This window comes from Leuconostoc citreum, assembly GCF_004354555.1.
Lineage (GTDB): Bacteria > Bacillota > Bacilli > Lactobacillales > Lactobacillaceae > Leuconostoc > Leuconostoc citreum.
This window is the reverse complement of sequence record NZ_PUFH01000005.1, coordinates 194,029-218,425: the sequence shown is the minus strand read 5'-3', so window position 1 is coordinate 218,425 and position 24,397 is coordinate 194,029. Positions and strand designations below refer to the sequence as shown.

24 protein-coding genes and 1 riboswitch are annotated in these 24,397 nt (G+C 38.5%); of the genes, 3 read left to right on the top strand and 21 right to left on the bottom strand.

The genetic code is table 11. The features are described from left to right. Positions 1-153 precede the first annotated feature (153 nt). The 9 genes from C5L21_RS05465 to C5L21_RS05425 all read right to left on the bottom strand — a co-directional run bounded on the left by C5L21_RS05465 (position 154) and on the right by C5L21_RS05425 (position 10,256). Positions 154-828 (bottom strand): ABC transporter ATP-binding protein, encoded by a 675-nt coding sequence (locus C5L21_RS05465; RefSeq protein WP_085699153.1) that lies wholly within the window; start codon positions 826-828, stop codon positions 154-156. A 4-nt stretch (positions 829-832) separates the two neighbouring features. Then, positions 833-1,894, bottom strand: coding sequence for an ABC transporter permease (locus tag C5L21_RS05460; RefSeq protein ID WP_085699154.1), 1,062 nt, complete (start codon positions 1,892-1,894; stop codon positions 833-835). Positions 1,895-1,897: 3 nt separating this feature from the next. Further along, a complete protein-coding gene (locus tag C5L21_RS05455) occupies positions 1,898-2,422 on the bottom strand; it encodes a TetR/AcrR family transcriptional regulator (protein WP_085699156.1) in 525 nt (174 codons plus the stop codon). A 116-nt stretch (positions 2,423-2,538) separates the two neighbouring features. Beyond that, positions 2,539-2,970 (bottom strand): Rrf2 family transcriptional regulator, encoded by a 432-nt coding sequence (locus C5L21_RS05450; protein ID WP_004905190.1) that lies wholly within the window; start codon positions 2,968-2,970, stop codon positions 2,539-2,541. A 67-nt stretch (positions 2,971-3,037) separates the two neighbouring features. Continuing rightward, positions 3,038-3,889: an NAD(P)H-binding protein gene (locus tag C5L21_RS05445; RefSeq protein ID WP_004902773.1), complete on the bottom strand. Its 852-nt coding sequence runs from the start codon at positions 3,887-3,889 to the stop codon at positions 3,038-3,040. Positions 3,890-4,015: 126 nt separating this feature from the next. Beyond that, positions 4,016-5,701, bottom strand: a complete 1,686-nt coding sequence (gene dld, locus C5L21_RS05440) for a D-lactate dehydrogenase (protein WP_085699160.1) — start codon at positions 5,699-5,701, stop codon at positions 4,016-4,018. A 277-nt stretch (positions 5,702-5,978) separates the two neighbouring features. Next, positions 5,979-7,406 (bottom strand): NADP-dependent phosphogluconate dehydrogenase, encoded by a 1,428-nt coding sequence (gene gndA / locus C5L21_RS05435; RefSeq protein ID WP_133286138.1) that lies wholly within the window; start codon positions 7,404-7,406, stop codon positions 5,979-5,981. 256 nt (positions 7,407-7,662) lie between these two features. Further along, positions 7,663-8,859 (bottom strand): SAM-dependent methyltransferase, encoded by a 1,197-nt coding sequence (locus C5L21_RS05430; protein ID WP_004902779.1) that lies wholly within the window; start codon positions 8,857-8,859, stop codon positions 7,663-7,665. A gap of 116 nt (positions 8,860-8,975) precedes the next feature. After that, a complete protein-coding gene (locus C5L21_RS05425) occupies positions 8,976-10,256 on the bottom strand; it encodes a pectate lyase family protein (RefSeq protein WP_085699162.1) in 1,281 nt (426 codons plus the stop codon). A gap of 262 nt (positions 10,257-10,518) precedes the next feature. On the opposite strand from C5L21_RS05425, the gene C5L21_RS05420 reads away from it, so the two are divergent. After that, positions 10,519-11,259 carry a hypothetical protein gene (locus C5L21_RS05420; RefSeq protein WP_085699164.1) on the top strand — a complete coding sequence of 247 codons (741 nt, stop codon included), beginning with the start codon at positions 10,519-10,521 and terminating at the stop codon, positions 11,257-11,259. A gap of 40 nt (positions 11,260-11,299) precedes the next feature. Here C5L21_RS05420 and C5L21_RS05415 read toward each other — a convergent pair whose 3' ends face one another. The 3 genes from C5L21_RS05415 to C5L21_RS05405 all read right to left on the bottom strand — a co-directional run bounded on the left by C5L21_RS05415 (position 11,300) and on the right by C5L21_RS05405 (position 15,221). Continuing rightward, complete coding sequence (locus C5L21_RS05415) at positions 11,300-12,628, bottom strand: PTS sugar transporter subunit IIC (RefSeq protein ID WP_176608532.1); 1,329 nt, start codon at positions 12,626-12,628, stop codon at positions 11,300-11,302. Between the two features lie 78 nt (positions 12,629-12,706). Continuing rightward, on the bottom strand, positions 12,707-14,164 hold the full coding sequence (locus C5L21_RS05410) for a 6-phospho-beta-glucosidase (RefSeq protein ID WP_040190267.1): 1,458 nt from the start codon (positions 14,162-14,164) through the stop codon (positions 12,707-12,709). Positions 14,165-14,288: 124 nt separating this feature from the next. Next, entirely contained in the window at positions 14,289-15,221 is a 933-nt protein-coding gene (locus C5L21_RS05405; protein ID WP_004902788.1) for a DMT family transporter, read from the bottom strand. A gap of 166 nt (positions 15,222-15,387) precedes the next feature. Continuing rightward, positions 15,388-15,479: riboswitch (TPP riboswitch) on the top strand. A gap of 129 nt (positions 15,480-15,608) precedes the next feature. On the opposite strand from C5L21_RS05405, the gene C5L21_RS05400 reads away from it, so the two are divergent. Beyond that, a complete protein-coding gene (locus C5L21_RS05400) occupies positions 15,609-15,902 on the top strand; it encodes a thiamine-binding protein (protein ID WP_222591210.1) in 294 nt (97 codons plus the stop codon). Between the two features lie 43 nt (positions 15,903-15,945). Here the strand turns inward: C5L21_RS05400 and C5L21_RS05395 are convergent, their stop codons facing one another. Next, positions 15,946-17,295: an FAD-dependent oxidoreductase gene (locus C5L21_RS05395; RefSeq protein WP_085699166.1), complete on the bottom strand. Its 1,350-nt coding sequence runs from the start codon at positions 17,293-17,295 to the stop codon at positions 15,946-15,948. A gap of 95 nt (positions 17,296-17,390) precedes the next feature. Between C5L21_RS05395 and C5L21_RS05390 the strand changes: the two genes are divergently transcribed. Continuing rightward, on the top strand, positions 17,391-18,035 hold the full coding sequence (locus C5L21_RS05390; RefSeq protein WP_004900572.1) for a Crp/Fnr family transcriptional regulator: 645 nt from the start codon (positions 17,391-17,393) through the stop codon (positions 18,033-18,035). A 15-nt stretch (positions 18,036-18,050) separates the two neighbouring features. Here the strand turns inward: C5L21_RS05390 and C5L21_RS05385 are convergent, their stop codons facing one another. From C5L21_RS05385 to C5L21_RS05350, 8 genes are all read right to left on the bottom strand, one after another. Next, positions 18,051-18,833: a ribonuclease HII gene (locus C5L21_RS05385; RefSeq protein ID WP_085699168.1), complete on the bottom strand. Its 783-nt coding sequence runs from the start codon at positions 18,831-18,833 to the stop codon at positions 18,051-18,053. 7 nt (positions 18,834-18,840) lie between these two features. Further along, a complete protein-coding gene (ylqF, locus tag C5L21_RS05380) occupies positions 18,841-19,680 on the bottom strand; it encodes a ribosome biogenesis GTPase YlqF (protein ID WP_012305246.1) in 840 nt (279 codons plus the stop codon). A 45-nt stretch (positions 19,681-19,725) separates the two neighbouring features. After that, the gene (locus C5L21_RS05375; RefSeq protein WP_004900582.1) at positions 19,726-19,953 is read right to left on the bottom strand and encodes a YozE family protein; all 228 of its coding nucleotides are present in this window, start codon (positions 19,951-19,953) and stop codon (positions 19,726-19,728) included. Further along, complete coding sequence (locus C5L21_RS05370; protein WP_004900585.1) at positions 19,940-20,551, bottom strand: YpmS family protein; 612 nt, start codon at positions 20,549-20,551, stop codon at positions 19,940-19,942. The genes C5L21_RS05375 and C5L21_RS05370 overlap by 14 nt, the downstream gene beginning before the upstream one ends. Then, a complete protein-coding gene (locus C5L21_RS05365; RefSeq protein ID WP_004905210.1) occupies positions 20,533-21,456 on the bottom strand; it encodes a GDSL-type esterase/lipase family protein in 924 nt (307 codons plus the stop codon). The genes C5L21_RS05370 and C5L21_RS05365 overlap by 19 nt, the downstream gene beginning before the upstream one ends. A 94-nt stretch (positions 21,457-21,550) precedes the next feature. Then, the gene (gene pepT / locus C5L21_RS05360; protein WP_085699170.1) at positions 21,551-22,804 is read right to left on the bottom strand and encodes a peptidase T; all 1,254 of its coding nucleotides are present in this window, start codon (positions 22,802-22,804) and stop codon (positions 21,551-21,553) included. Positions 22,805-22,880: 76 nt separating this feature from the next. Next, a complete protein-coding gene (locus C5L21_RS05355) occupies positions 22,881-23,669 on the bottom strand; it encodes a Nif3-like dinuclear metal center hexameric protein (RefSeq protein WP_004908723.1) in 789 nt (262 codons plus the stop codon). Continuing rightward, a complete protein-coding gene (locus tag C5L21_RS05350) occupies positions 23,666-24,355 on the bottom strand; it encodes a tRNA (adenine(22)-N(1))-methyltransferase (protein ID WP_004900595.1) in 690 nt (229 codons plus the stop codon). The genes C5L21_RS05355 and C5L21_RS05350 overlap by 4 nt, the downstream gene beginning before the upstream one ends. Between the last annotated feature and the right edge of the window lie 42 nt (positions 24,356-24,397).

The following is a 24,397-nucleotide window of genomic DNA, read 5'->3' as shown; positions in this document are numbered from 1 at the left end:
ATTATATATATAACTAACTAAATAGTAAAGCATTGACACTATATTGTCAACTTATATTTTGACTAATTATAATACGTAATACACTGCATTTTAACCTATATTTAGGCTCACTGATTAGCAAAAGAACCTAGCGCTTCGGCTAGGTTCTTTTGCTTACTTTGTTTGTGTAATCGCGCCATCTTCAATATGATAAACATGATCTGCGAATTGCTCTAACCGTAAATCATGCGTCACAATAACAACAGCTTTATCTTCTGCTGTGGCAATTTGTTTAAATAATTCGCCCACCTTTTTAACACGACCACTATCCAATGCTGCGGTTGGTTCGTCTGCAAGAATAAAATCAGGATTAGTATATATGGCTCTAGCGATAGCAACGCGTTGAGATTGACCACCTGATAACTGATTTGGATATTTATCCAATAATTGGTCAATCCCTAAAATTTGCAGGTAATGATTAAATTGTTCGGTTTGCAAATTATTTTGTTTTTTAACACGATCAGCTAATTCAAATTGCTTTTTCACAGTTAAAAAGGGGACCAAGCTATGAGACTGTAAAACAAAACCAACTTGATTCAACCGAAAAAAATCAGAACTTTTGACGTCTTTAACATCTACTAACTGACCGTTTACATAAACTTCACCCGAGGTTGGTGACTGTAATCCCCCGATAATGGTCAATAATGTACTTTTGCCAGAGCCTGATGGTCCAAGTATCAGGGTTAATTCTCCTTGACGAGATTCAAAATTAACACGATTGAGCGCTACAACCTCATTAGTTCCCTCGCCAAATACTTTAGTAACGTCAACCAGCTTCAAACTAGCCATCTTGTTATCCTCCTATCCCTTGTTTGGGTTCAATCTTCATAATAAGTCGAATTGGGATTAATGCGGCAATGATACCGGTAATGACTAGGCCGAATGCTACAGAAATAATGAGATACGGGTCAAAATACATCGGTACAGCAACCGGTAGCAACCAACTACTGATAGCACATAAAACGAGTCCCAGGCTAACTGCAATCGTCATGATGATTGTCGTTTCACTAAGCGTATTGACGATCAAATAACGACTAGGTATACCTTGCGTTCTTAATACTGCCAAGTTAGGCATTTTTTGAATTGTTAAAATATACAGGAAAATAGCAACCACAACAATTGATATAATTATTAAAAATGAAATCATAAACAAAAAGGTACTATTTTGCGCCGTATACCCAGGCATCTTATTAAATAATTGTTGTCTTGTTAAAACCGAGACATTCTCTTTATCCTCAATTGCGATATTTTTTTGACTAATCACGCCACTTGCTGCATAATGTGACGACACACCTTTAACACCGGACCAGTTACTCAAAGAGCCATAGACAATCGGAGCCATATTATAAGTTGCTTGTTTAACAAAACCCACAACAACTAATTTTTTTGGTAGCATGCCTATCGTGATGTTATCGCCAAGCGATAGGCCTTTATTTTTTAGCTTGTCAGATACTAATACCTCATCTTGATTCGTTGGCTGATGACCTGAAACAATTTTGAGCGTTTGATAAATAGCTTTACTTTTATCCAAGCCAATATAAGTTGCAGCGTCACGATGGTTTTGTTTATATTTTATAATCGCTGGCGCGATACCCACAGTTTCAGCATGAGATTGTTTCTTTAAGTTAGTTACCATACTTTGAGTCATCAAAGATTGGCTCAAATTACCATCCGCATCTTTATTCAAAGCAACACTTTGCGTATGCCACGAATTAACCGCAGCAGTATTTTCATTTGACAAGCCCAATGCTAAGGCACTCAAAATAAAAATTAAAAAGCTAATCAATGTAATCACTGCAATGACTAACGTATATCTCACCTTTTCTTTTAACATTTCATTAATGGCTAAAAACATTGCTCAACTCCTTTTTTGCCAAACCTTCAGGGCTTGAAACGACTGTATAATGTCGGCTGATTTTTCCGGATACATAAAATAGCTTCTTATTAAACGATGTATTGCTTGAGCAATCAACCAATCGCTAATCTCATTGTCATCTTTAAGATGACTCAAATCGTCAAAATAACCACTACTGGGTTTTTTTTGACTGTTCATCACAGCATCGTTAACAGTATAATATTGGCACAAAAAATTATAGTAAGGACTATCTTTAGCTTCTAAAATGAAGTTTTCAGCCGCAGATAAACTGTCTTGCGTTTGTTCTAGGCTTTGATGGATATTTTTAAATACAATACTTGCAAGCCACTGGTAAGCATCATAAATATCCTCAAAATAAGTATAAAAAGAACCTCGAGATATCTCTGCCAACGTGACGATGTTGGCTACTTTTGCTTCTAATAATGACACGTTAGAAAATTCTGATAGTAAGGCCTGCTTAATCTTTTCCTGTTTTCGAGTACTTAAATTTAGTAATCCACTTTTCATAGTTTACTCCTTACAAATTAATATGACACAATGTCAATATATTGACATTGTGTCATATTAGACCAAAAAAGTCAACAAAAAACGCGTGTCAGACATTGCCACACGCGCGTTTTTTACTATTCAGATATCTCATTTGCGTTCAAAATATGTTGCGTCACATCTGCCAATGATATATGTCGCATTTTTTCGTACGCTGCTACTTCAACTTCTGTATAAAAATTATTTAATGTATCCTGAATACGACTTCCCACCAAACAATTCGGATTTGTTTTAGGATCAATATGCAGTAAAGTATGAACCATATTAATCGCAATATAAACATCATAGAGACTAATATCTTCAGGTGATTTAGCTAATATTGGTGCAGCAGCACCTTGTTTCGTCACGAGTAATCCCGCGACACGCAAATCACGCATTAAGTTTCTTACAACACTGGCATTGGAGCCTATACTGGCTGCAATAGCTTGACTTGATAAATCATTCCCCTGAAAGATGTCAATGTATGTCAAAATATGGATTGCATCACTTAATTTATATGAAAAACGCATTAGTCAGCTCCCTATTTTATAAATTACGACACCACGGGCATTATTATATCATAAATCAAACAGCAAATTATGCCTTCAATATGTCGTTAATAGCCTCGGGTAATGGTACTAAATTATGTCCCAGAACGTCTATCAAATCTGTTGTACCATAATCTAATGATCCTTCTTCGATTGGTGCTTGGAAAGAAGCAAACAGACTGGCCATATCATGGTTCAAACCAGTATGTTCCAATGCCTCAATGTATTCTGTTCGTGTTTGTGCTAAAATATCAATTTTCTTACCAGTTGCTGCAATCAAAGCACTACCAAGTGCCTGATAGTCATTAATTGGTCCAGCAAATTCATAAATAGATTTATGGGTTTCAGCAACTAAGAGCTTAGCAGCTGCTTCTGCATATTCTCGTTCAAGTGCCCAACCTGCACGTCCACTAGCCCAGAAAGCAGCAACCTGATTTGTTGCCCCACTTGACAAGAAGCCTTGTTCATTTTCAAGATACCAGTTATTTCTAGCAAACACAGCATTAAGTCCTGATTGCGTTAATGCTTTTTCTGTTTCACGGTGATCGTGAGCCAGTGCACTAATCGCTGTTTCAGCTTTTGGGAAACTCGTATAAACTGTCAACTGCACTTGATTGGCTGACAATGCTTCCACAACGTTCAAATGTTGCGTCAACCGTGGTACTTGCCCACCTGGTTGTGAAGAAATAAATAGCACCCGATTGACCCCATTAAAGGCTTGTTTCAAAGCATCAACATTATCATAATCAGCTTGGCGTACTGTGACGTTACCAAACATTGCTTGCGCTTTTTCCTTATTTCGAGCCACAATCACAATATCTTCAATTGGCACTAATTGCTTTAATTGATTGAAAGCCGCTTGTCCAAAACGACCAGTTGCTGCAGTAATTGCATATTTCATGACAAAACCTTCCTTTTTCAAAACATGTTGTTTTATTTAATACAAGTAGTATAACATCATGTTGTTTGTAAGACAACATGTTAAATAAAAAAACAAAGACTTAGAATACTAAGTCTTTGTTTTTTATCAATAATTTCCCCAGTATTTAGACATTGATGTCATACCGATACCTGGGTTGAAACTATTTGTAGGGTCGTTGCGCTTGTAATGTGCTACCAAAGTAGAAGCTGCATGATATAAGTGTCCAACATTATGTTCGGCTGGATAAATAGCACCACGTTTGTCTAACAATTTTAGCATTTCTTGTTTTAGCTCATGTGCATCGACACCTTTTTTGAGAATATAGTCTTGATGCATAACATGATCAAGAAAATGACCATAATAAATTTTGTGTTCAATTTTATCTTCAATTTCCTTAGGCAAATGTTCAAACCAATCAAATTCATTACGTGGTAAAGCAATATCTAACGGTAGAATCTGGATATGCTGCTTTTGGAAAACTTCTTCATATCGAATGGCCACACCTGCGGTAACATAGCGGTGCGTCGCTATTCTATCTGCCTCTTTTGGTGTTGCTTCAAAGTAATCACCTGCTTCTTCAGCAAAGAATGGCTTCAAAAAGCGTCGCGCCTCTTCAATTCCTGAACCCGTCATCTTTAACTGCAAATAGTGATCATACTTTTGACTGTATTCTTCCATACGCTTTGGCAGTTGATTGGGGAATAGTTGACCCATATGTTGTAACACGCGATCTGGGAAGTATGGCTTAAATGTTGGAATATGACTCAGTATCCGCTCGGTTGTGGCTTTCATACCAAACAAATAAGGTAATGTATTTGTACCCAACGCATCAATAACAATCAGAGAGTCTTTACCATATTTTTTTGCTAGTTGATATGCATCTTTATGCATATACTCACCAGACACTGGTAAATTTTTAAACTCTGATAATATATGACGCCGTAACTTTTCTAATACGCTAGGATCGTTGGTTCCAATGTAAAATACTTGTGAGTCACCATCTTTTGGGAAAGTATCTAGTCGCACGGCAAACGCTGCCAACTTCCCTGATGCACCAGACACTTCGTAAAGTTCATTAGGATCTGCATTATAACGTGTAGGTGTATGAGATGATACATCACGTACACGCGCTTCATAATTACGATTATGTCCAACGCGCTTGTTATCAGCAGGGACATTGTCAATATTAAAATTACGATGTTCGATATTGTAAATCATTTCTTCAGGTGTCTTGCCTAATTCAATTCCCAAATGGTTTACCAAATGAAGCTCGTCATTTTCGTCGATCTGAGCATAAAGGGATAACTCAGTGTAAGCTGGACCACGTTGGATTAGCGCGCCACCCGAATTATTGTTAATACCACCAATAACTGAGGCACCTAGATTTGACGACCCAATAACTGAGTGGGGTTCACGATTAATCGGCTTTAATGCGTTCTCCAATTTAAACAACGTTGTGCCTGGAAAGGCCAATACTTCGTCCCCACCATTAATAAGTTGTACACCCTTAATTCTTGTCCCATTGACAACAACACAATCACGGTCATATCCTGGTGCAGGAATTGATCCTTCAGTCAAACTAGTGTTTGAAGCTTGCATAATAATAATTGTGTTGTTATCGTGCAAGACTTTTAATACTTGCCACAATTCCATCAAATTACCTGGTAGTACAACAGCTAATGCTGAACCTTGACCACTACGGTAGCCTTTACGATAACGCAATGACTTTGCAGGCGACGTGATAATGTGACCTTTTCCAACAATGTCTGTTAGCTCTTCAACAGTAGACATAATATATTACCCCCAAAAATTTGAAAGTGCCCTAAAGACACCTTATAAATTCTATTATGCCACTTTAGGATTATAAAAACAGAATTTATTTTATCAAAATTATAAATTCATACGTGAATAGAATAATAATTATCAATTACACTCTTTTTAGTACGGATTTAAATTGAATCGCATTGTGATAATTAATACAAAAAATTGTTATTGACTGATCATATAAATGATTGAACACCGGCATAATAAAAGACAGCATTGCTGCCGTCTTGTTTATTTTATATTTTCAAGCCTCATCATACCAGCCATAATGATACATTTCACCAGCAGTTTTGTCTGTACGTTCATACGTATGTGCGCCAAAATAATCACGTTGTGCTTGGATTAAATTAGCTGGCAAAACTGCTGAACGATATGAATCATAATATGCAATCGCTGCGGACAAAGATGGTGTTGGGATACCAGCCTGTACAGCTAATGCAACCACTCGACGGGTTGCTGCCTGGTAATCTTGCGCAATATCTTTGAAGTATGGATCTAATAGCAAGTTATGCAGCCCCGTATTATTAGTAAATGCATCAGTAATACGCTGTAAGAATTGTGCTCGAATAATAGCCCCTGCTCGCCATAATTGTGCTAGTTCGCCAAATGGCAAATGCCAATCATAGTGTTCAGATGCCATTCTCAATTGGTCAAATCCTTGCGCATAAGACATAATTTTTCCAAAGTACAGTGCTTTGCGGACATCTTCTATTGCTGCCTTTTCATCCCCTGTAAATGAAAATTCTGGTCCTGAAAGGACTTCAGAGGCTGCTACACGATCGGCCTTCATAGCTGATATATAGCGTGCGTAAACTGATTCAGTAATCAGTGATTGTGGTGCACCTACCTCTAATGCCGACTGAGATGACCATTTACCAGTTCCCTTGTTACCGGCTCGATCTAAAATCATATCAACAATTGGCTTATCTGAGCCTTGATCGTCTTTTCTGGTCAAAATATCAGCCGTAATCTCGACAAGATAAGAATCAAGCTCACCCGTATTCCACTCTGAAAAAGTGGTTGCGAGTTGTTGCTGATCTAATTTGAGCACACGCTTTAGAATATCATACGATTCAGCAATTAGTTGCATGTCACCATATTCGATGCCATTGTGTACCATCTTCACATAGTGTCCAGCTCCATTCGGTCCAACATATGTTACTGTTGGCACACCATCTTCAGGAGCCTTGGCAGCAATTTGCTTCAAAATTGGCTCAACTAAGTCGTAAGCATCGCGTTGACCACCAGGCATCAATGAAGGGCCTTGTAATGCCCCCAGTTCGCCACCTGAAACACCCATACCAATAAAGTTGATGCCCGAAGCTGCCAGTGTATCTGATCGTCTAATTGTATCTTCAAAGAAAGTGTTCCCACCATCAATAAGTGTGTCCCCTTTTTCAAGGTGTGGTAACAGCTCGTTAATTACAGCATCAGTTCCTTTACCAGCTTTTACCATCAATAAAATGCGTCGAGGTGCCTTAATTGCTTTCACGAACGATGCCACAGTGTAACTGGGCACAAACTTTTTATCGGCATGTTTTTTAACGAGGTCATCTGTTCGTTCACGAGAACGATTATACACAGCCACACGATATCCTCGCGATTCAACATTTAACGCTAAATTTCTACCCATTACTGCTAAACCAACAACACCAAAATCTGCTTCAACCATTTTTGCCTCTTTTCGTATACTATCATTATCTGATTTAAATCGATGTAAATACTGCAGCAACACAACTAATGCTATGTCATTATAATTGCCTACCTTTCTTTATCTAATAATGCACAAGACATTGTGTAACCGCTTTCAATATAAACCAATTATCGCGTTAAGTCAAATCATTTATAACATGTGAGGTTTACTAAAAACTATATAAAAACACCTATCTCATAAGTAACTATGAGATAGGTGTTTTGTATTAGTTTGTTTATTTAACACCATGCGCAACATCTGCTTGATAAATGTATGCACGTGTCATTGGTAAGTTTGTTGCAGAAGCACCCTTGGTTAATAGGTACTGTACAACGTCAATATTCCCTGATTCAAAGGATGAAGCACATGCTTGTAAGTACAAGTCCCACATTCGATAGAATCGTTCACCATATTTGGCAATAACAGACTCTTCAACGTCATGAAAGTTTTTAGTCCACATTTCCAAAGTACGTTGATAATGACGTCGTAATGGCTCGATATCATCGATTTGCAAGCTAGCCTGCATAATGTGATTAACATTTTCGGCAATATTAGGAATATAGCCACCGGGGAAAATATATTTGTTGATCCAGGCATCAACTCCTGCACCATCATGTTGTCCAGTGATACCATGAATTAGAGCCGTTCCATTGTCAACAAGACGTGCATTCACTTGTTCAAAATAAGTTGCAAGATTTTCTTTACCAACATGTTCGAACATGCCAACAGACGTAACATGATCATATGTCTCTGTTAATTCACGATAGTCTTTCAAGTAAACGTGTACTCGACCTTCTAAACCTTCATCAATAATCTTTTGAGAAACGTAATCATATTGTTCTTGGCTAAGAGTGACACCAGTTGCCTCTAGGTGATATTCTTTGGCCGCTGTGAAAATAAGCGTACCCCAACCACAACCAATATCCAAAAGCGTTTCACCTTCTTGCGCGTGCAATTTATTCAAGATATGACGAACTTTATTCCATTGTGCCGTTTCTAATGAATCTTCTTCACTAGCAAAATACGCGCATGAGTATGTTAATGTGGGATCTAGCCACATCTCATAAAAATCATTACCAATATCATAATGACTCTGAACATCCTGCTTACTTACTTTTTCCGTGTGTGCATGCTTTGGAATAAATTTCGAAAACTTCGAATTATTCATAAAGCTATCTTTAGACTGATAGATAGTAGTGACCAACTTTTGTAGGTCACCTTGAATGTCGATTTTACCGTCCATATAAGCCTCACCAAAGGTTAGTGAAGCATGGGCCATAATATCTTTAATTGGAATAACGTCATGGAGAATAATTTTGGCAATTGGTTCTCCTTCACCATAGCTGACCTGCTCGCCATCCCAGAATTCAACGTCGATTGGGGCGTTAAAACTAGCTTTAAAAATTTGTTTGTAGATTGTTTTATCTAACATCTTTTTCCCCTTTACTTATACATTGCATTTTAGAAAAAAATGTCACAAATGTCAATCATTTTTTTGTTTAACGTTGAACAAACATTTTGTATTAACAATTCTTTTTAATCAAAACACTACTTTAAAACACCTGAACCAGCAGTTTGCAAAATGCTTTCTGGCAATTGTTTTGATGCTGTCAGTGGTCCTGACCAGCCTAATGTGCTCGTAGTTGGTGATGTATGGCTAATAGACGCAGCCGAAACAAACTTTGTATTAAAGATTGTACCGTCATCTGATAATTGAGTGCCTTTGAACTTATTAATGATGGCCACTGGTGATTTTTTAGCAATGACGAATACATTATTTTTGGCGTTAATTTGCGCCTTTTTGCCCAGACCCCAAGCGTATTTGAATTGATATGTGCTCGTGCCATCATTTTGATAGAAATTATTAATCACCTGCACATCACCAAAACGCACACGGGGTGTACGCTGGACCGTATTTTGAAATAAATTTCTTACTAAGGTAACGTGTAATTTACCGGTATCACTTGTTTTACTGTCACTATTACCTATTAACATAGTCTTATCATGATTTCGATAAACACTATCTGATATCGTAATGTTATCAGCACCATTTGTGATATCAGTCATACCATCGTGGTGTTGATACTCACGCCCAAAGTACGTACCATTTTGACTATCGTGGTAGCGTCCATCATCAAAAGTGTTATGATCTAACCAGACATTGCTAGCCCCTTGAACTGATATAGCATCATATTGTGAATTCCAGTTGCCAGTGCGCTCATCAGTCGGATCCCACTGCGGAAAATCATCATACGGTGTTTCAAAAGTAATATTCCGCACAATAATGTTGTTTTTTTGCAAAATCAAATTGCCACCCACAAATGACGCCCCTGGCAACCCGATAATTGTTGTGTTGGCCGGTACTTTAACTTCAATTTGCTCTGTTTGTTTTCTTTGAGCGGCAAGACGATTTATCTCTTGCTGGCCGCTAACTTTCTTTTTACCCCATGTGCTAGGGTTGTAAGCTGTTAAATAACTTTCCAAGTGATAGCCTGTTCCTTGAGCATAGTCATCTTCCGTCAATGTGCGCCCTTGACTATCTTTCGTCATGTCAATAGTACCTGAAAGGTATATGATTTTGGGCACATCATTCGTCGATTGACCCAAGGCCTTTAACAAAGTTTGACGGCTATTGACGGTGTAAATATGTGTCGCATCAGCTTGACTCCCGCCAACTGCGTTGCGACCAAATCCGCCTACCTGTGTTGCGGACTGGCGACCAAGACTTGTTATATCTGCATGTACTTCCTGTAATACCACAAAACTCGACACCAGCAATCCCATCACGATACTCGCTGGCAATAACTTATAATTTTTCTTACTGAACATGTTTTTTCTCCTGTCAACTATCACAATAGTCCATCTAGATCGGTAAAATATATCATAAATAATCGGTAAGACGCCTATATTGTACAACAAAACAAAGCTGATTAAACGATTGTTTTATAAACTTCTTTTTACTGTAATATTTTTTACATCAGACGATTATTACCATGAATAGCAGCGTAAGTCTTTTTCTAACAATCACACAGTTCTTCACGCTATAATTAAATAAAATAATAACCTATCTTTATTAAGGAGCACTATTGTAATGGTTGAAACAAAACCAGATAGATTTTACAATCTCACTTTGCACACCATTGGTTTAATTGCTAAATTACCAGTCATTCGTGTTAATCGCAAAGCATTTCTAAAAAAACAGTTTTCTGATTCCCCTGACTTAAATATTATTTTAAAGCACGGCCCACAGGCCGTCTATCCTGTCTCAGTTTTAGAAGAAAAAGCGCACGACATCATTAACAAAAGTACAACAAAAACATCAATGGCTTCCTTTGCTGCCGGCTTACCAGCCAACCCAATAATTATGGCAGCTGTCGGTAGTGCCGATGTTGTACAGTATTTTGCCTTTGCCATTAATATGGCCCAACAAATTGCCTACATCTTTGGTGAAGATGAACTTTTTGGTAGCAACACAGATACCTTGCCAGAAGAAGACAAAGTTAAGCTGATTATTTATCTTGGTGTCATGTTTGGCACTGCGGGTGCTGCTTCTATGATTGCTACGCTATCAAAGAAATCTGGTGAGTCGATTGGTAAAAGAGTAGCTATCCAAGCAGCTGTAATGTCAACACGTCATCCATTGGTTAAAAAAGTTGGTAGTCGTATTGGTCATAAAATCACGACAGCACACATTGAAAAAACAGTTACCAAAGCTATCCCAATTATCGGTGGCATAATTTCTGGCGGTTTAACATATGTCACATTCAAGCCGTTGGGGTATCGTCTGGCAAAAGTATTAGCGCAGAATTTAAAAAATAATCCGCAGTCGTAACTTAATTATAAAAAGGTCACTCTTTGCGAGTGACCTTTTTTTATTTTGCTGTCGTCGCTGTTGCCTTTTCTTGTTCTACTAAAATCTTGTCGTATTTCTTTGCAAATGGCCAGTAGACACCAACGGTGACACATAGCATTAACGCTTGCCACAACATCACTTTCCAACCACCTACAATAAATCCAGAGATGATTGGCGGCGTTGTCCATGGAACATAAGCACCATTTAAGGGTGGAATGACACCAAATTTAATGGCGTAATACGTACCGAAACCGGTAATAACTGGTGATAAAATGAAGGGTAAGATCATGACTGGATTCAAGACAATTGGAATACCAAACAAAATTGGCTCATTAATATTGAACATAGCCGGGCCTAATTCGAGCTTAGACAAAGTCTTCATCTGCACGGATTTAGCGCCCACCAACATGAATACCAGTAAACCGACCGTCACTCCGGCACCAGTAACCGTAATAAACTGTTCGAAGAATGATTGTGTGACAATATGCGCCCCGTTGGCCAACGATAATTTACCTGCGCGATACAATGCTAAATTATCTGCGTTATTAGCGAGTAACAACGGCTGCATAATGCCGGAAACAATAATTGAACCATGGACACCAAAGAACCAAAGAAAGACTGGAATCACAGTGATAATAAACACACCAGCCGGGCCATCTGAAGCATGCTGCAGTGGTGTTTGAATAACCGAATAAATCCACTCTGCAAAGGTTGTGTGCCAAGCCTTTGAGAAGATGGCATACACAACTGTTGCACCTGTTATAATCGCTGCGGCTGGAACCAATGCAGTAAACGAAGCTGCGACATTACTTGGGACTTGTTCTGGTAATTTGATCGTAATGCCTTTCTTCATAAACCAAGTATAAATCCAACCAACAATCATACCCGCAATAATGGCAACAATCATACCTTTTCCACCGAGCCAAGCTTTGTCAATGGCGTTGTTAGCCAACCATGCGGTAGATGTTTTGCCGGGATGAATGGCATTAGTCACTGTATTGATTGTATTGGGCTGTAGGATAACATCAACAACAATGGCAAGCAAACCCGCTGGTACACCATCATAACCAGAATCGTGTACCCATGAATAAGCAATGCCAAAGACTGCAAACAAAGCCATGATGGCAAATGAACCATTATATGCCTGCATAAAAATACTATCTAAACCAACGCTAGTAAAATAGCTAGCGATTGGCTTGTAAGGGAACTGACCTAAAATCAAGAAAATGGCACCAACAATAATGAATGGTATGGGATACAACATCCCATTTTTCATCGCAGTAATCGCACGCGTATTAACAAATTTCATTATTATCGGAATAACTTTATCATTTAATACTTTTGAGATATTAGCCATAATTATTACCTATACCTTTTGTATCGGTTGTAATACGATAATTATCGCATCACAACAACAGATGTTTTATCATGCTTGTTGTTTTAATACCTGACCGTTTGTTTCAATTACTTTTCGATACCAATAAAAAGAGTCCTTTTTAATACGGTTGCCCGATCCTTCCCCCTCATCATCTAGGTCGACGTAGATATAACCGTATCGCTTCTTCATTTCACCTGTGCCGGCAGAAACAATATCAATTGGGCCCCAACTAAGATAACCTATTACATTGACACCATCGATTTCTACAGCTGTCATCATGGCTTGAATGTGTGCTGATAAATAGCTGATTCGATAATCATCGTGGATTTGTTCACCATCTTCAATCTTATCGTAGGCACCTAAGCCGTTTTCAACAATCATAATTGGTGTATCTGGATACATCTCGCTTAGTTCGTTTAATGTATAGCGTAAGCCTTCAGGGTCTAATCCCCATCCCCAGTCTGATGTCTTAATATAAGGATTAGTAACATCTTCATAGTCGGTATAACCGACTTTAGGCTCATCAGTTGTTGTTTCAACCGTACTGCTTGCATAGTAAGACACGGCAAGATAATCAACTGTTCCTGCCTGTAACACGTCACGGTCTTCGGCTGTGATATCTGGACGATAACCAGTTTTTTCGTAATAGGCTTCAAGTTCGTTTGGGTACTTGCCACGGACATGAACATCACTGAGCCAGTCTCTAAACTGACGTGCTTTTTGATAAGCTAACATATCTGCTGGTTTGGGAGATACTGGATAAAATGGTGCAACGTTAACCATACCACCAATTTTAAATGCTGGATTAATCTGATGCCCAAGCGCCACAGCCTTGGCCGAAGCAACTAGCTCATAATGTGCTGCTTGTGACATGGCTTCAATACGTTCATCAACTGACATCTCTTTGCCATCAATACCCGAATTAGTCCACAATAGAAAACCGCTAGCCTCATGTTTCATAGCCGTTTGATTAGAAATTTCGTTATGCGTCATCCAATAAGTAACTTTATCTTTATAACGATTAAAAACGACCTCAGCATAACGGACAAAAAAATCAATAACACGACGATCACGCCAGCCACCATATTTTGTAACTAGATGATATGGCATTTCAAAGTGATTAAGTGTAATTACCGGTTCAATGTTTAGCCGTCGCATGGCGTCGAACATCTCATCATAAAAAGCAAGGCCTGCCTCGTTAGGCTCAGCGTCATCTCCGTTAGGGAAAATACGTGTCCAAGCAATGGAAGTTCTAAAAGCCTTAAACCCCATCTCTGCCATTAATTGCAAATCTTGCTTATAAGTATCATGAAAATAAATGCCATGATGATTTGGATAGTTTTTTCCTGCTATCACACCATCTGTTATTTCTCGTGGATGTGACACATCGCCTGCTGTAAGAACATCAGCAATTGACACACCTTTGCCATCCACATTCCATGCACCTTCTGCCTGGTGTGCTGCGATAGCGCCACCCCACAGAAAATCGTGACTTAAAGTTTTCAAAATAAACCTCTTTTCTACAATAACTACTAGGAATGTTTTCTTGTAAGCGCTTACATTTATACCTATATATTATCATGTCAGTCATTTATATGTCAATCTATTCCCGTGTTGTTAACCCATGATACTAACCAAATTTAATCAATGCAATGCTAGCAACCATTAAGGCAATGCCAATAATTTGTACACGTGTAACATTTTGTTTTAACGATTGCCACCAGCCGAACTGAGCGACAACTATCGACCCAATGATTGAGCCACTTAAACTGAGCGTAACTGTCATACCAGCGCCCAATTTTGGTACAAGAAAAGCGGTTGAAAAAACAAATAAGGCACCTAAAATCCCACCTGTAAATAACCACACTGGTTGTTTAGTTATTCGCACTGTTTTTGGCCATAAACGCCTTTCTTTCAATAATACAACAATTAAAATGACCACTGTCCCAGAAAAGAAAGAAATCACAGCACTACCCACTACTGAGTGTAATAAATAGCCTAATCGCCCATTAATCGCTTGTTGTATGGCAGAAAATGCACCAACCAGAATGGCCCACATACGCCAGATATTTATATTAGTATCAGCACCCAATTGCTTTTTCTCGCGTTTTACCTCAAAACGATTAGCAAGAACAACAGCCACATAAATACCACCTAGTAACAAGAGAATACCAATAACCTTAGTTACCGTCAGTGTCCCAATTGGCATATTAAACAAGCCAAAAGTATCGATCACTACACCCATGATAACCTGACCAATAATCGGCAAGATAATGGTTTGAATGGCACCTAATTTCGGAAACATTAAAATATTTGACGTTAAAAAGATAACGCCCAATAAGCCACCAAACCATATCCACCATGGATTATTGGAGGCCACATTTATCAGGTTAACTTGTTGTTGTCCACTAACAAAATAAATAAGTATCAAAAAAAATGTTCCCACTGTAAAAGAAAGCAAGCTAGAACGCAAAGGTGATTTTAAAACAAAACCCAGTTTTGCGTTGATAGGACTTTGATTAGCTAATAAAAAACCTGCAAATAACCCAATAAAATACAACATAACCTACTACTCCCAAATATTCTCATGACTACTATAAAGTTAATTTATAAGTAGTCAGTATACGCGCCTTATACGATAAAGTAAATCCACAGCCAAGTAGTAATCATATCTCATTGTCCATTATCATATCTTATGCTAAAATGTCGAAGTACAGACAACGCAATTAACGTGTAATCTGGGGTGCCTTATTGGCTGAGAGATATACCCATATAACCTGATCTAGTTCATTCTAGCGTAGGAAGATTACGAAGCAATCAATAATTTTGTGTCATCATGCTTCAATATTTTGATGTGGGATTTCAATGTCGCTTATGGGAGGACTTCATTTAACATGTTCTATTGCACCATTTCAATGCATAGAACCCAAGGAGAAGTATGATGGTACAAATTAACGCAAGCATAGCTGTTCAAGTATTACCGATGACATCCGATAAATCCGATGTCATCCGTATAGTCGATCACGTTATTGATTATATTAATGACACACGCATTGCTTATCAGGTTGGCGCTTTCGAAACCACACTTGAAGGCGATTATGACCAACTGATGACTATTTTAAAGGCCTTACCACTTGTTGCGGCAGAAATAACCGATATTCCTGTTATGATTTACAGTAAAATTAATATGTCACCACATGGCAATGTATTAACAATTGCTGAAAAAACAGATAAGTATCGCTAACAAACATTAATAAAAAAAGCACACCGCAGAATAGGTGTGCTTTTTATTCGCTTTCAACCTTATCTAGGGCTGCTTGCGCTAAAAGATTCAAGTAGTTAAATGGTCTATCAAACCAAGGCTGGAATAGCATATCCACGAATGCTAAATCGGTCAATGTCATGCGATTTTGAATGGCAATTGAAGCAGCATTGGCAGACTGTGCAATGTCATATTTACTTTGCAATTGTACACCTAAAATACGGTGTGTTTGACGTTCCCATGTAATACTCATCAAAACTGGCTCCGTTGATGACATGAATTCTGGTCGGAAGTTATCTGTCATCGTGATGCTATCCGCATCGATTCCTAGTTCTTGCGCGTGGGCTGCAGTCAAGCCAGATGAAGCCATATTTAAATCATATAACTTTAGTCCGGATGTTGATTGCGTTCCCATATATTTAACTTTCGGTGACATAAGATTGTAGCCAATTAATGTTCCCTGACGTACTGCATTTGTCGCTAAGGGGATGTACGCATTCTCTCCTGTTGGATTATAATGCACCGCGACTGAATCACCAGCAGCAAAGACATCTGGATTACTTGTTTGCATGTAATCATTGACTAATAGCGCGCCATTGCCAGTCATACCTAGTTGTCCCGCAAACAATCCAGTATTTGGTTTGAAGCCAACCGACATCACAACTAAGTCAGCTGAAAAATTCCCGTCATTTGTTTTGACAATAACCGCATCATCTTGACTTTCAAAACTTTCAACCATTTTACCGGTTGCCACAGCCACACCATGAGATTGAAATAATTCAGCGACATTTTCAGTAAATTCGTGATCAAAATACCGGTTTAACACCGTTGGCTGGTTATCAATCAACGTCACTTCACGCCCCTTGACATTGAAAGCTTCGACTAATTCTGTGCCAATATAACCTCCGCCAATGATAACCACTCGCTTAATACGATCATCATTAGCATAATTAATTAAGGCTTTCGCATGCGTATAGTTTTTAGACAATACAATACGTTGATCTTCTATCCCAGCAATTGGCGGTATAATTGGCCAAGATCCAGTTGTCGCAACTAATTTATCATAACTTTCAACTGATGATACGCCTGTCACCAAGTTAGTGACTGATACTGTTTTATTAATGGTATCAACAGCAGTTACTTCATGGTTCATGTGAATATTAGCACCTGCTTCTTCAAGTATAGCAGGCGAAGAATAGAACAAATCATTGATTTCTTTTACTTCACCTTGTACTGTTAAAGCAATGCCACAAGAAAGAAACGACACATTATCATTTTTCTCATAAACATCAATTTCTACCCCGTTATTATGCTTTAAAATAGATTTTATTGTTGCTGTGCCTGCGTGTGTCGAACCAATAATAATGACTTTCATATACTACCTCCAAAAGATTACCAACTAATTTTATATATCTATTGTATAATCAAATGAATAACAAAAAATTGACTCATGTCAAGAAAGAGTGAAATATGTCACATTCTGAATTTGCTTGTGTGAAAGCTGCTCCGATTTTTTCGCATTTGCCTGACGATATTATTGCACAACTGGTCACTATCTCAACACATCAAAAGAAATATTCAGCTGGAAGCTATATCTATGAACCAGACGATGATTTATCAGCGCTTTTCGTCGTCGATTCTGGTCAAGTTGACATTTTTAACGTGAACGATAACGGCCAAGAGTTACTGCTTTATTCACTAACTAATCACCAAATGGATATCGAAGCATCTATTTTTACAGATGCTAAACATCATCATTTTGCACGCGCTAAAGTTGATTCTGCCATTTGTATGATTCGTCGAAAAGATTTCCAAGCATTATTACACCGAAATACTTCATTGGCTTTAAAAATGTTGAATACTTATGGAGAACGTCTGACGGCGCTTGAACAACGTCAAATTAGTTTATCATTACAAAATGCTGATGAACGACTCGTACAATACTTTGAAGATTTATCTGCAATTCGTATGAGCAAAACATTTCATCTAGACGTTACCAAAAAAGAACTTGCTGCCTCGCTACATATTACACCGGAAACACTAAGCCGCTTATTTAATAAACTAACGCGAGACGGTAAAATAAAACTTAATAAGCGAGAAGTCACTTTATTGTAAATAAAAAGAACTGCTTTAACAGTTCTTTTTATTTACAATCGCATCATGAACAGGTTGAAATGACCGCCTATGAATTGGTGTGACCCCAAGCTTATCAATCCCTGCTAAATGCTTTTTAGTCCCATACCCTGCATTTTGGGCAAAATCGTAACCTGGATATACTTTATCATAGTCCGTCATCATTTTGTCACGTATCACTTTCGCAACTATACTAGCTGCACCAATTGAATTACTTCTGGCATCCCCTTTGATTAAAGATTGTTGTGTTATATCCAAATAAACTTGCATGGCATCAATTAATAGTGCCTGTGGCTGTGGTGCCAAGTTATTGATTGCTTCCGTCATCGCTTGACGCGCTGCCTCATAAATATTAATTTCATCAATCGTCTTCGCATCAACACTACCAATACCAATTGAAACAGCTTGATCTAGAATAATTTCGTATAACTGTTCTCGCTTATGCTGGGCTACTTGCTTTGAGTCTATAACATCAACGATGTTAAAATCGTGTGGTAAAATAACTGCTGCTGCAACGACAGGACCCGCTAATGGTCCGCGACCCACTTCGTCAACGCCTGCTACTAATTCAACGCCTTTTAGCCAGTAATCTCGTTCAAAATTAAAGCGTTGGTTAAAATCAGCCTGCTTTTTTCGTGCTAGCGCCAACCGCTTTTCCCAAAGCGCTATTGCTTTTTGGACACCACACCGCTTATCCTGTCGCCAGGTCTGCAAACGTGCATCATGAGGGTCTGCTAGACTGGCTAGTTTTTCTTTAATTGTCGCAATTGTTTCAGTCATGTGAAGTTTACAGTTCATCCAATGTGAACGCGCCTAGCTTACCTTTACGTAAATCGTTTAGTAGTCGCTCACTAGCTTTGTCATAATCGTCCTTAAATCCAAGCTTGTTAGTAATAGCTAATAAAATTTGAACATTGTCTTGTTCAAAAGCATTTTCTTCTAAATGATACCGCGCTACAATTGCTTCTGGGCGATAATCTCTGAAAAAACTAATTAAAAAGAGCGCTGCGTCATCTTTTGAAAAAATCGTATCTTTTACTGCACCAGTTAATGCAAGCTTCATACCAATGGCCTGATCTTCAAATTTTGGCCATAAAACACCAGGCGAATCTAACAGTTCTAATTTTGTCGGTGTTTTTAGCCAAGCCACTTTTTTCGTGACACCTGGTCTGTCAGCAGTTGGCGCCACATTTTTCATGACCAAGTGATTCAACAAGGTTGACTTTCCAACGTTTGGGATACCAGTAATCATCGCACGTATCGGTTGATCTTGAATACCACGTGCTAATTGCGCTGCTGTTTTTGCTTCAACAGCACGACGTGCCGCCTTGGTTACTAATTGTGGCGTTCTTGGATCTCGTGTATCTAAGACAAGAACAGTATGACCGTCTGATTCGAACTTTGCTTTCCATTGTCGTGTTTGCTCAGGATCAGCCAAATCGGCTTTGGTCATAATCAGTAAACGTGGTTTTCCACCGATTAATTTGTCGACTTCAGGGTTACGAGAACTGTCCGGAATGCGGGCGTCAACCAATTCAAAAGCAACATCAACTAACTTTAAATTTTCCCGCATGAGACGAAAGGCTTTCGCCATGTGCCCAGGGAACCATTGAATAATTTGTGCCATGAGATTTTTTATATTGCCATATATGCTGGCAACGTTACTCCTTTTTTATCGTTGTGCTTGAAATAATTCCCATGCTTGATCAAAAGTCACCATACTCATTAAGTAGGTTGTGTTTTCTTCTAAATAATTGGAAATATCATCAAAGTCAACACTCTGTTTTGGAAAAGTAGAATCCAAAAAGGCATTGTTAGCAAATTGCTGTATATCATCTGTTGCAACTGGGTTACGTTGCGTCATCAGCCAGTTATAAAATGATCGATCACTTTTGATCATGAACTAATCCTCCCTGAAAAACAAATTGATCTGTCTTAAGGTCAATTATCTTAGCACGAAATGACATGCCCTTCACAACGGGCAATTTCGTCATATCAACAAATATTTGTTGCTTACTTGGATTGATAGTGACAAATTTAGGTGCATGATAATTTGTCTTAACATAAGACATCACAGTGCTGATAGGTAATGGTAAATTGCCAATGGCCATTTTTTTAGCTGTTAAAATAATATTGCCGTTTTTGGTCACCTCAGGTGATAAGATCATCCCAATTTTAAAAGTCTGCCCCAAAAATTTAGAACTGCCATACATCATAATATTATCTTCGACCCGGAATTGATAGTTTGATGTGCGGGAATCATTAAGATAGTATGCTACTAAAGCATTAACCTGCTTCTTATTCAAAGTAACGTCAAATGTGGCATCTGTACTAGCAATTTTTGATTGGCTATCTGTCACTTTAACAGCTTGGGTGGCCACGAAACCACTGCCTAGCAAGGTGATAATAATAATTCCTAATAGCGTCCAAAAAGCCCAGAACCATGGTGACTTTTTTTGACGCGGTTGACTTCCCCTTGTTAATGTTTGGTTAGCCATGTGACTTGTTCCTTTCGCAAATATTCAAAAAGTTGTGTGGCCATATAATTATAGCCGATATGATTAGGATGGTAATTATCTATCGTACTAATCCATTGATTTGACACGTTATTTTTGTCTTCTAAGACAGCTTGGATATCTTTAAAATCAGCATTCCCCAAATCTGATTTATCAAATTCTTCAACTAACCGTTCTCTATCGGCTTTTGTCTGATATTGACCGTACGTTAAATCAAATGTCCCAACATAATAACTAGCTTTATCATGTCGCGCAACCTTCTGGTTAACCGCATTAAAAAGCATCACATCTTGATTAAAGTCTGTACGTTTTGGAAAGTGCACAAATAAAGGATTATAATTTCCAAAAATAAAGATAGGGGCCTGCGCATTTAGTCGACGAATATCACTAAATAATGATGTGAGTTTCCCTTGATATGCCTGTTTACCCCTTACCACAGTTTTCGTCAAATCTTCCGGTGTTTTGGAAAACATGTTTTGCAACAGTAATTGTTGTAAATCATTGCCCCCCACCGTTAAAATAATAGCATTAGCATGTTGTACTGCGACCTGTATATTGCCTTTTTGATTCAGCCGCTTTCTTATCTGATCTGAACGATCACCAGCTAAACCAAAATTTTGCATTGTGACTGAAACACCATAGGTCTGTTTAACTTTTTGAGCAATTCGTCCCGAATAACCCTGCTCGTTTTTATCGTCGCCAATACCTTCTGTTAATGAGTCCCCTAATGCCACAAAATTAACGGCGCTTACCTTGGCTACTTTTGCTGCTTGTCTTGGTGTTGCACGTTGTATTGTGGCATTTGTTTGCCAATGGTACCAAAAGTATCCTAACCCAATTAAAATTACTAGTATAGGAAGATATATCATTAGTATTTTTTTCTTCATACTAAATTCCCCCAAAAAATGTTCTACTCTTTATTGTACCAAAAAAGAACTATTGCGTCTTCAAACAATAGCTCTTACTAAGATAGATATCATATTAGTCAACTTGTGTTGTGTCTTGTGCCATATCAATAATTTTCAAGATAGTCTCGGTTGCTTGTGTCATAACAGTTGTTGAAATGAACTCAAAGCGACCGTGCATGTTTTCACCACCAGCAAAAAGATTTGGCGTTGGGAGACCCAGGAATGTAATCTTAGAACCATCAGTGCCACCACGAACTGGTTCGATAATTGGCTCAATATTCAAAGCCTGCATTGCACGCTCAGCCAAATTAACAGATTGCATGTCATCTTTAAGTATCTCACCCATATTATAGTATTGATCATTAAGTGAAACTGTCACACGTTCTGTACCAAAGACTTTATTCAAGTTTTCAGCGATATGCAGCATTCTTTGTTTGCGTTCTTCAAACTTAGCACGGTTATGATCGCGCACAATATAACGTAACTCAGCTGTCTCTGGATTACCTGTAATTGACATCACATGCCAAAATCCTTCACGTCCACTAGTATGTTCTGGGCGCTCCTTTTCCGGTAACTGTGCATGAAAATCAAAGGCAACTTGTATCGCGTTTACCATCGTATCTTTGGCTGTGCCAGGATGAACATTACGCCCCTGTATGGTAACAGTTGCACCGGCGGCAGAGAAAGTTTCCCATTCTAGTTCGCCAACGGGCCCACCATCAATTGTATAAGCAAAGTCTGCGCCAAAAGTCTCCGTGTCAAAATGATCCGCACCAATACCAATTTCTTCATCCGGACCAAAAGCAAAACGGAGATTACCGTGCTTAATTTCTGGATGAGCTACTAAATACTCGGCAGCTGTAATAATTTCTGCCACACCTGCCTTATCATCAGCGCCCAATAATGTTGTGCCGTCAGTCGTAATCAAGGTATGTCCGGTATACTTTTTAAGATTGGGAAAGGCTGAAGGACTGAGTTCATAACCACTATGTCCTAATTTAATTGTTGAAAAGCCATCATAATTTTCAATAATTTGTGGTTTAACATTTTTACCGTTAAAATCTGCTGTATCTACATGCGCAATAAATCCAATTGTAGGCACTTTGTCATTGTTAATGTTACTTGGTAATTCAGCAAATACATAACCATCTGCCATCGTACGAACATGTTGCAAGCCAATTGCTTGAAGCTCCGCAGATAAATCGGCTAGAAAAGCTACTTCTTTTGATGAGGAAGGGATGGTTTTAGCCTGCTCGTCTGATTGTGTATCTACTGCAACATAATTCAAAAAACGATTAATTAATTTAGGAAATTTCTCTGAAGTCATAAGTTTGTATCGCACTTAAATATGCTTTATCCTTTCAAGTTTTGGTCGACAACATGTCCGGACGTCCCCATAATATTTAAATATAGGTATAAGGGTCGGTATTGATACCCGTTTCAAAGGCCACTAACTCATCCCCAAACCAAGCTGTGATTTTTTTTGCCATATAGCGGTTAGCAATGGCTTCCATATGATGATCGGGATCGATAACCGTAAAGTCATGAGCTAATATATCATGTCCTGTATGATAATAAACATCTGCCGTAACGTAAGCATCTGCGCCTGCACGTTGTGCTACTGTCCACCATTTACCACCGTCACCGCCAAGCACCGCCACTTTTTTTACGGGTTTGTTCAAATCTTTTGTGATGACCCGAACTGTTTTAACCTGAAATAACTGACTCATAGTTTTTGCAAATGCCTTCACTGATAGTGCCTTGTCTAATTCACCAATCCGTCCTAATCCAGTCACTTTATCATCATTAGGTATTAAGGGTACCACATTTTTTATGCCTAATGTTTCAGCTAACCAATCATTTAATCCACCTTGTGCACTATCTAAATTGGTGTGTGATGCATAAACAACAATGTGATTATTAATCAGGTCAGCATACATCTTATTTTGTGGTTGGCTTAAATCTAAATTTTTAGCGGGAAAGAACATTGCCTCATGATGTGCCCATATAAAGTCGACATTTTTTGCAATTGCCTCCTGAACAACTTCTGGTCTGACATCCAAGGCTGTCATCACTCGCGAAATTGATTGATTGGGATCCCCAATTTGTAACCCTGTTGGGTCGCCAGACTCTGCTAATTTTTTGGGGGCAAATTTTTCGATAGCAGCAATCAAATCTTGTGCTTGAATCACGATAAGACCTCCTGTATTTGTGTATAACGTATATGCCATTCTTGATAGGCAGAGGTTTCAACTTTATCAGCAGCTGCTAAATTATCAAATATGGTTTCAATGCGTTGTAACTCCTTTTGCCATTTAGCAAAAAAAGCCGGTGCTTGTTGTTTTCTCAGCAGTGGGCCAAATAATCTATCCGTTTCTGAAAGTACTTGTTCCCCTGGTTGCGCTACAATTACCTCGTAAAAATGCTTGCCCTCTTGAACAATATCTTCGGCTGTAATCTGGTAATGATGTTGCTCAAGCCAAGTTCTCAGAACCTGCTCATCAGTATTTGGCTGTAAAATCAGTTTTTCGAATTTTTGATGTCGCTGATATCCTGCTGACAAAATTTCAGAAATTAAAATACCGCCCATACCAGCAATGGTGACTTCTGTCACGTTATCTTCTGGTAATATTGCGGCTAATCCATTGGCTAATCGCACTTGTGTGTAAGCGGTTAAATGACGTCTGTCAAGCTCATGCTTTGCATTTTCAAGTGGTCCCGATGCCACTTCACCAATAACAGCATATGTAATGTTCTGATTGAGCAAAAGATGTGCTGGTAAATAGCCGTGATCAGAGCCGATGTCAGCAATCCGAGCACCAGGCGTGACAAAGCGGGCGACCATTGCTAGGCGAGGCGATAAATTTAAACTATCCATAATTAAAAATCCTTAATAATATTATATCATGCTACTTGGTTT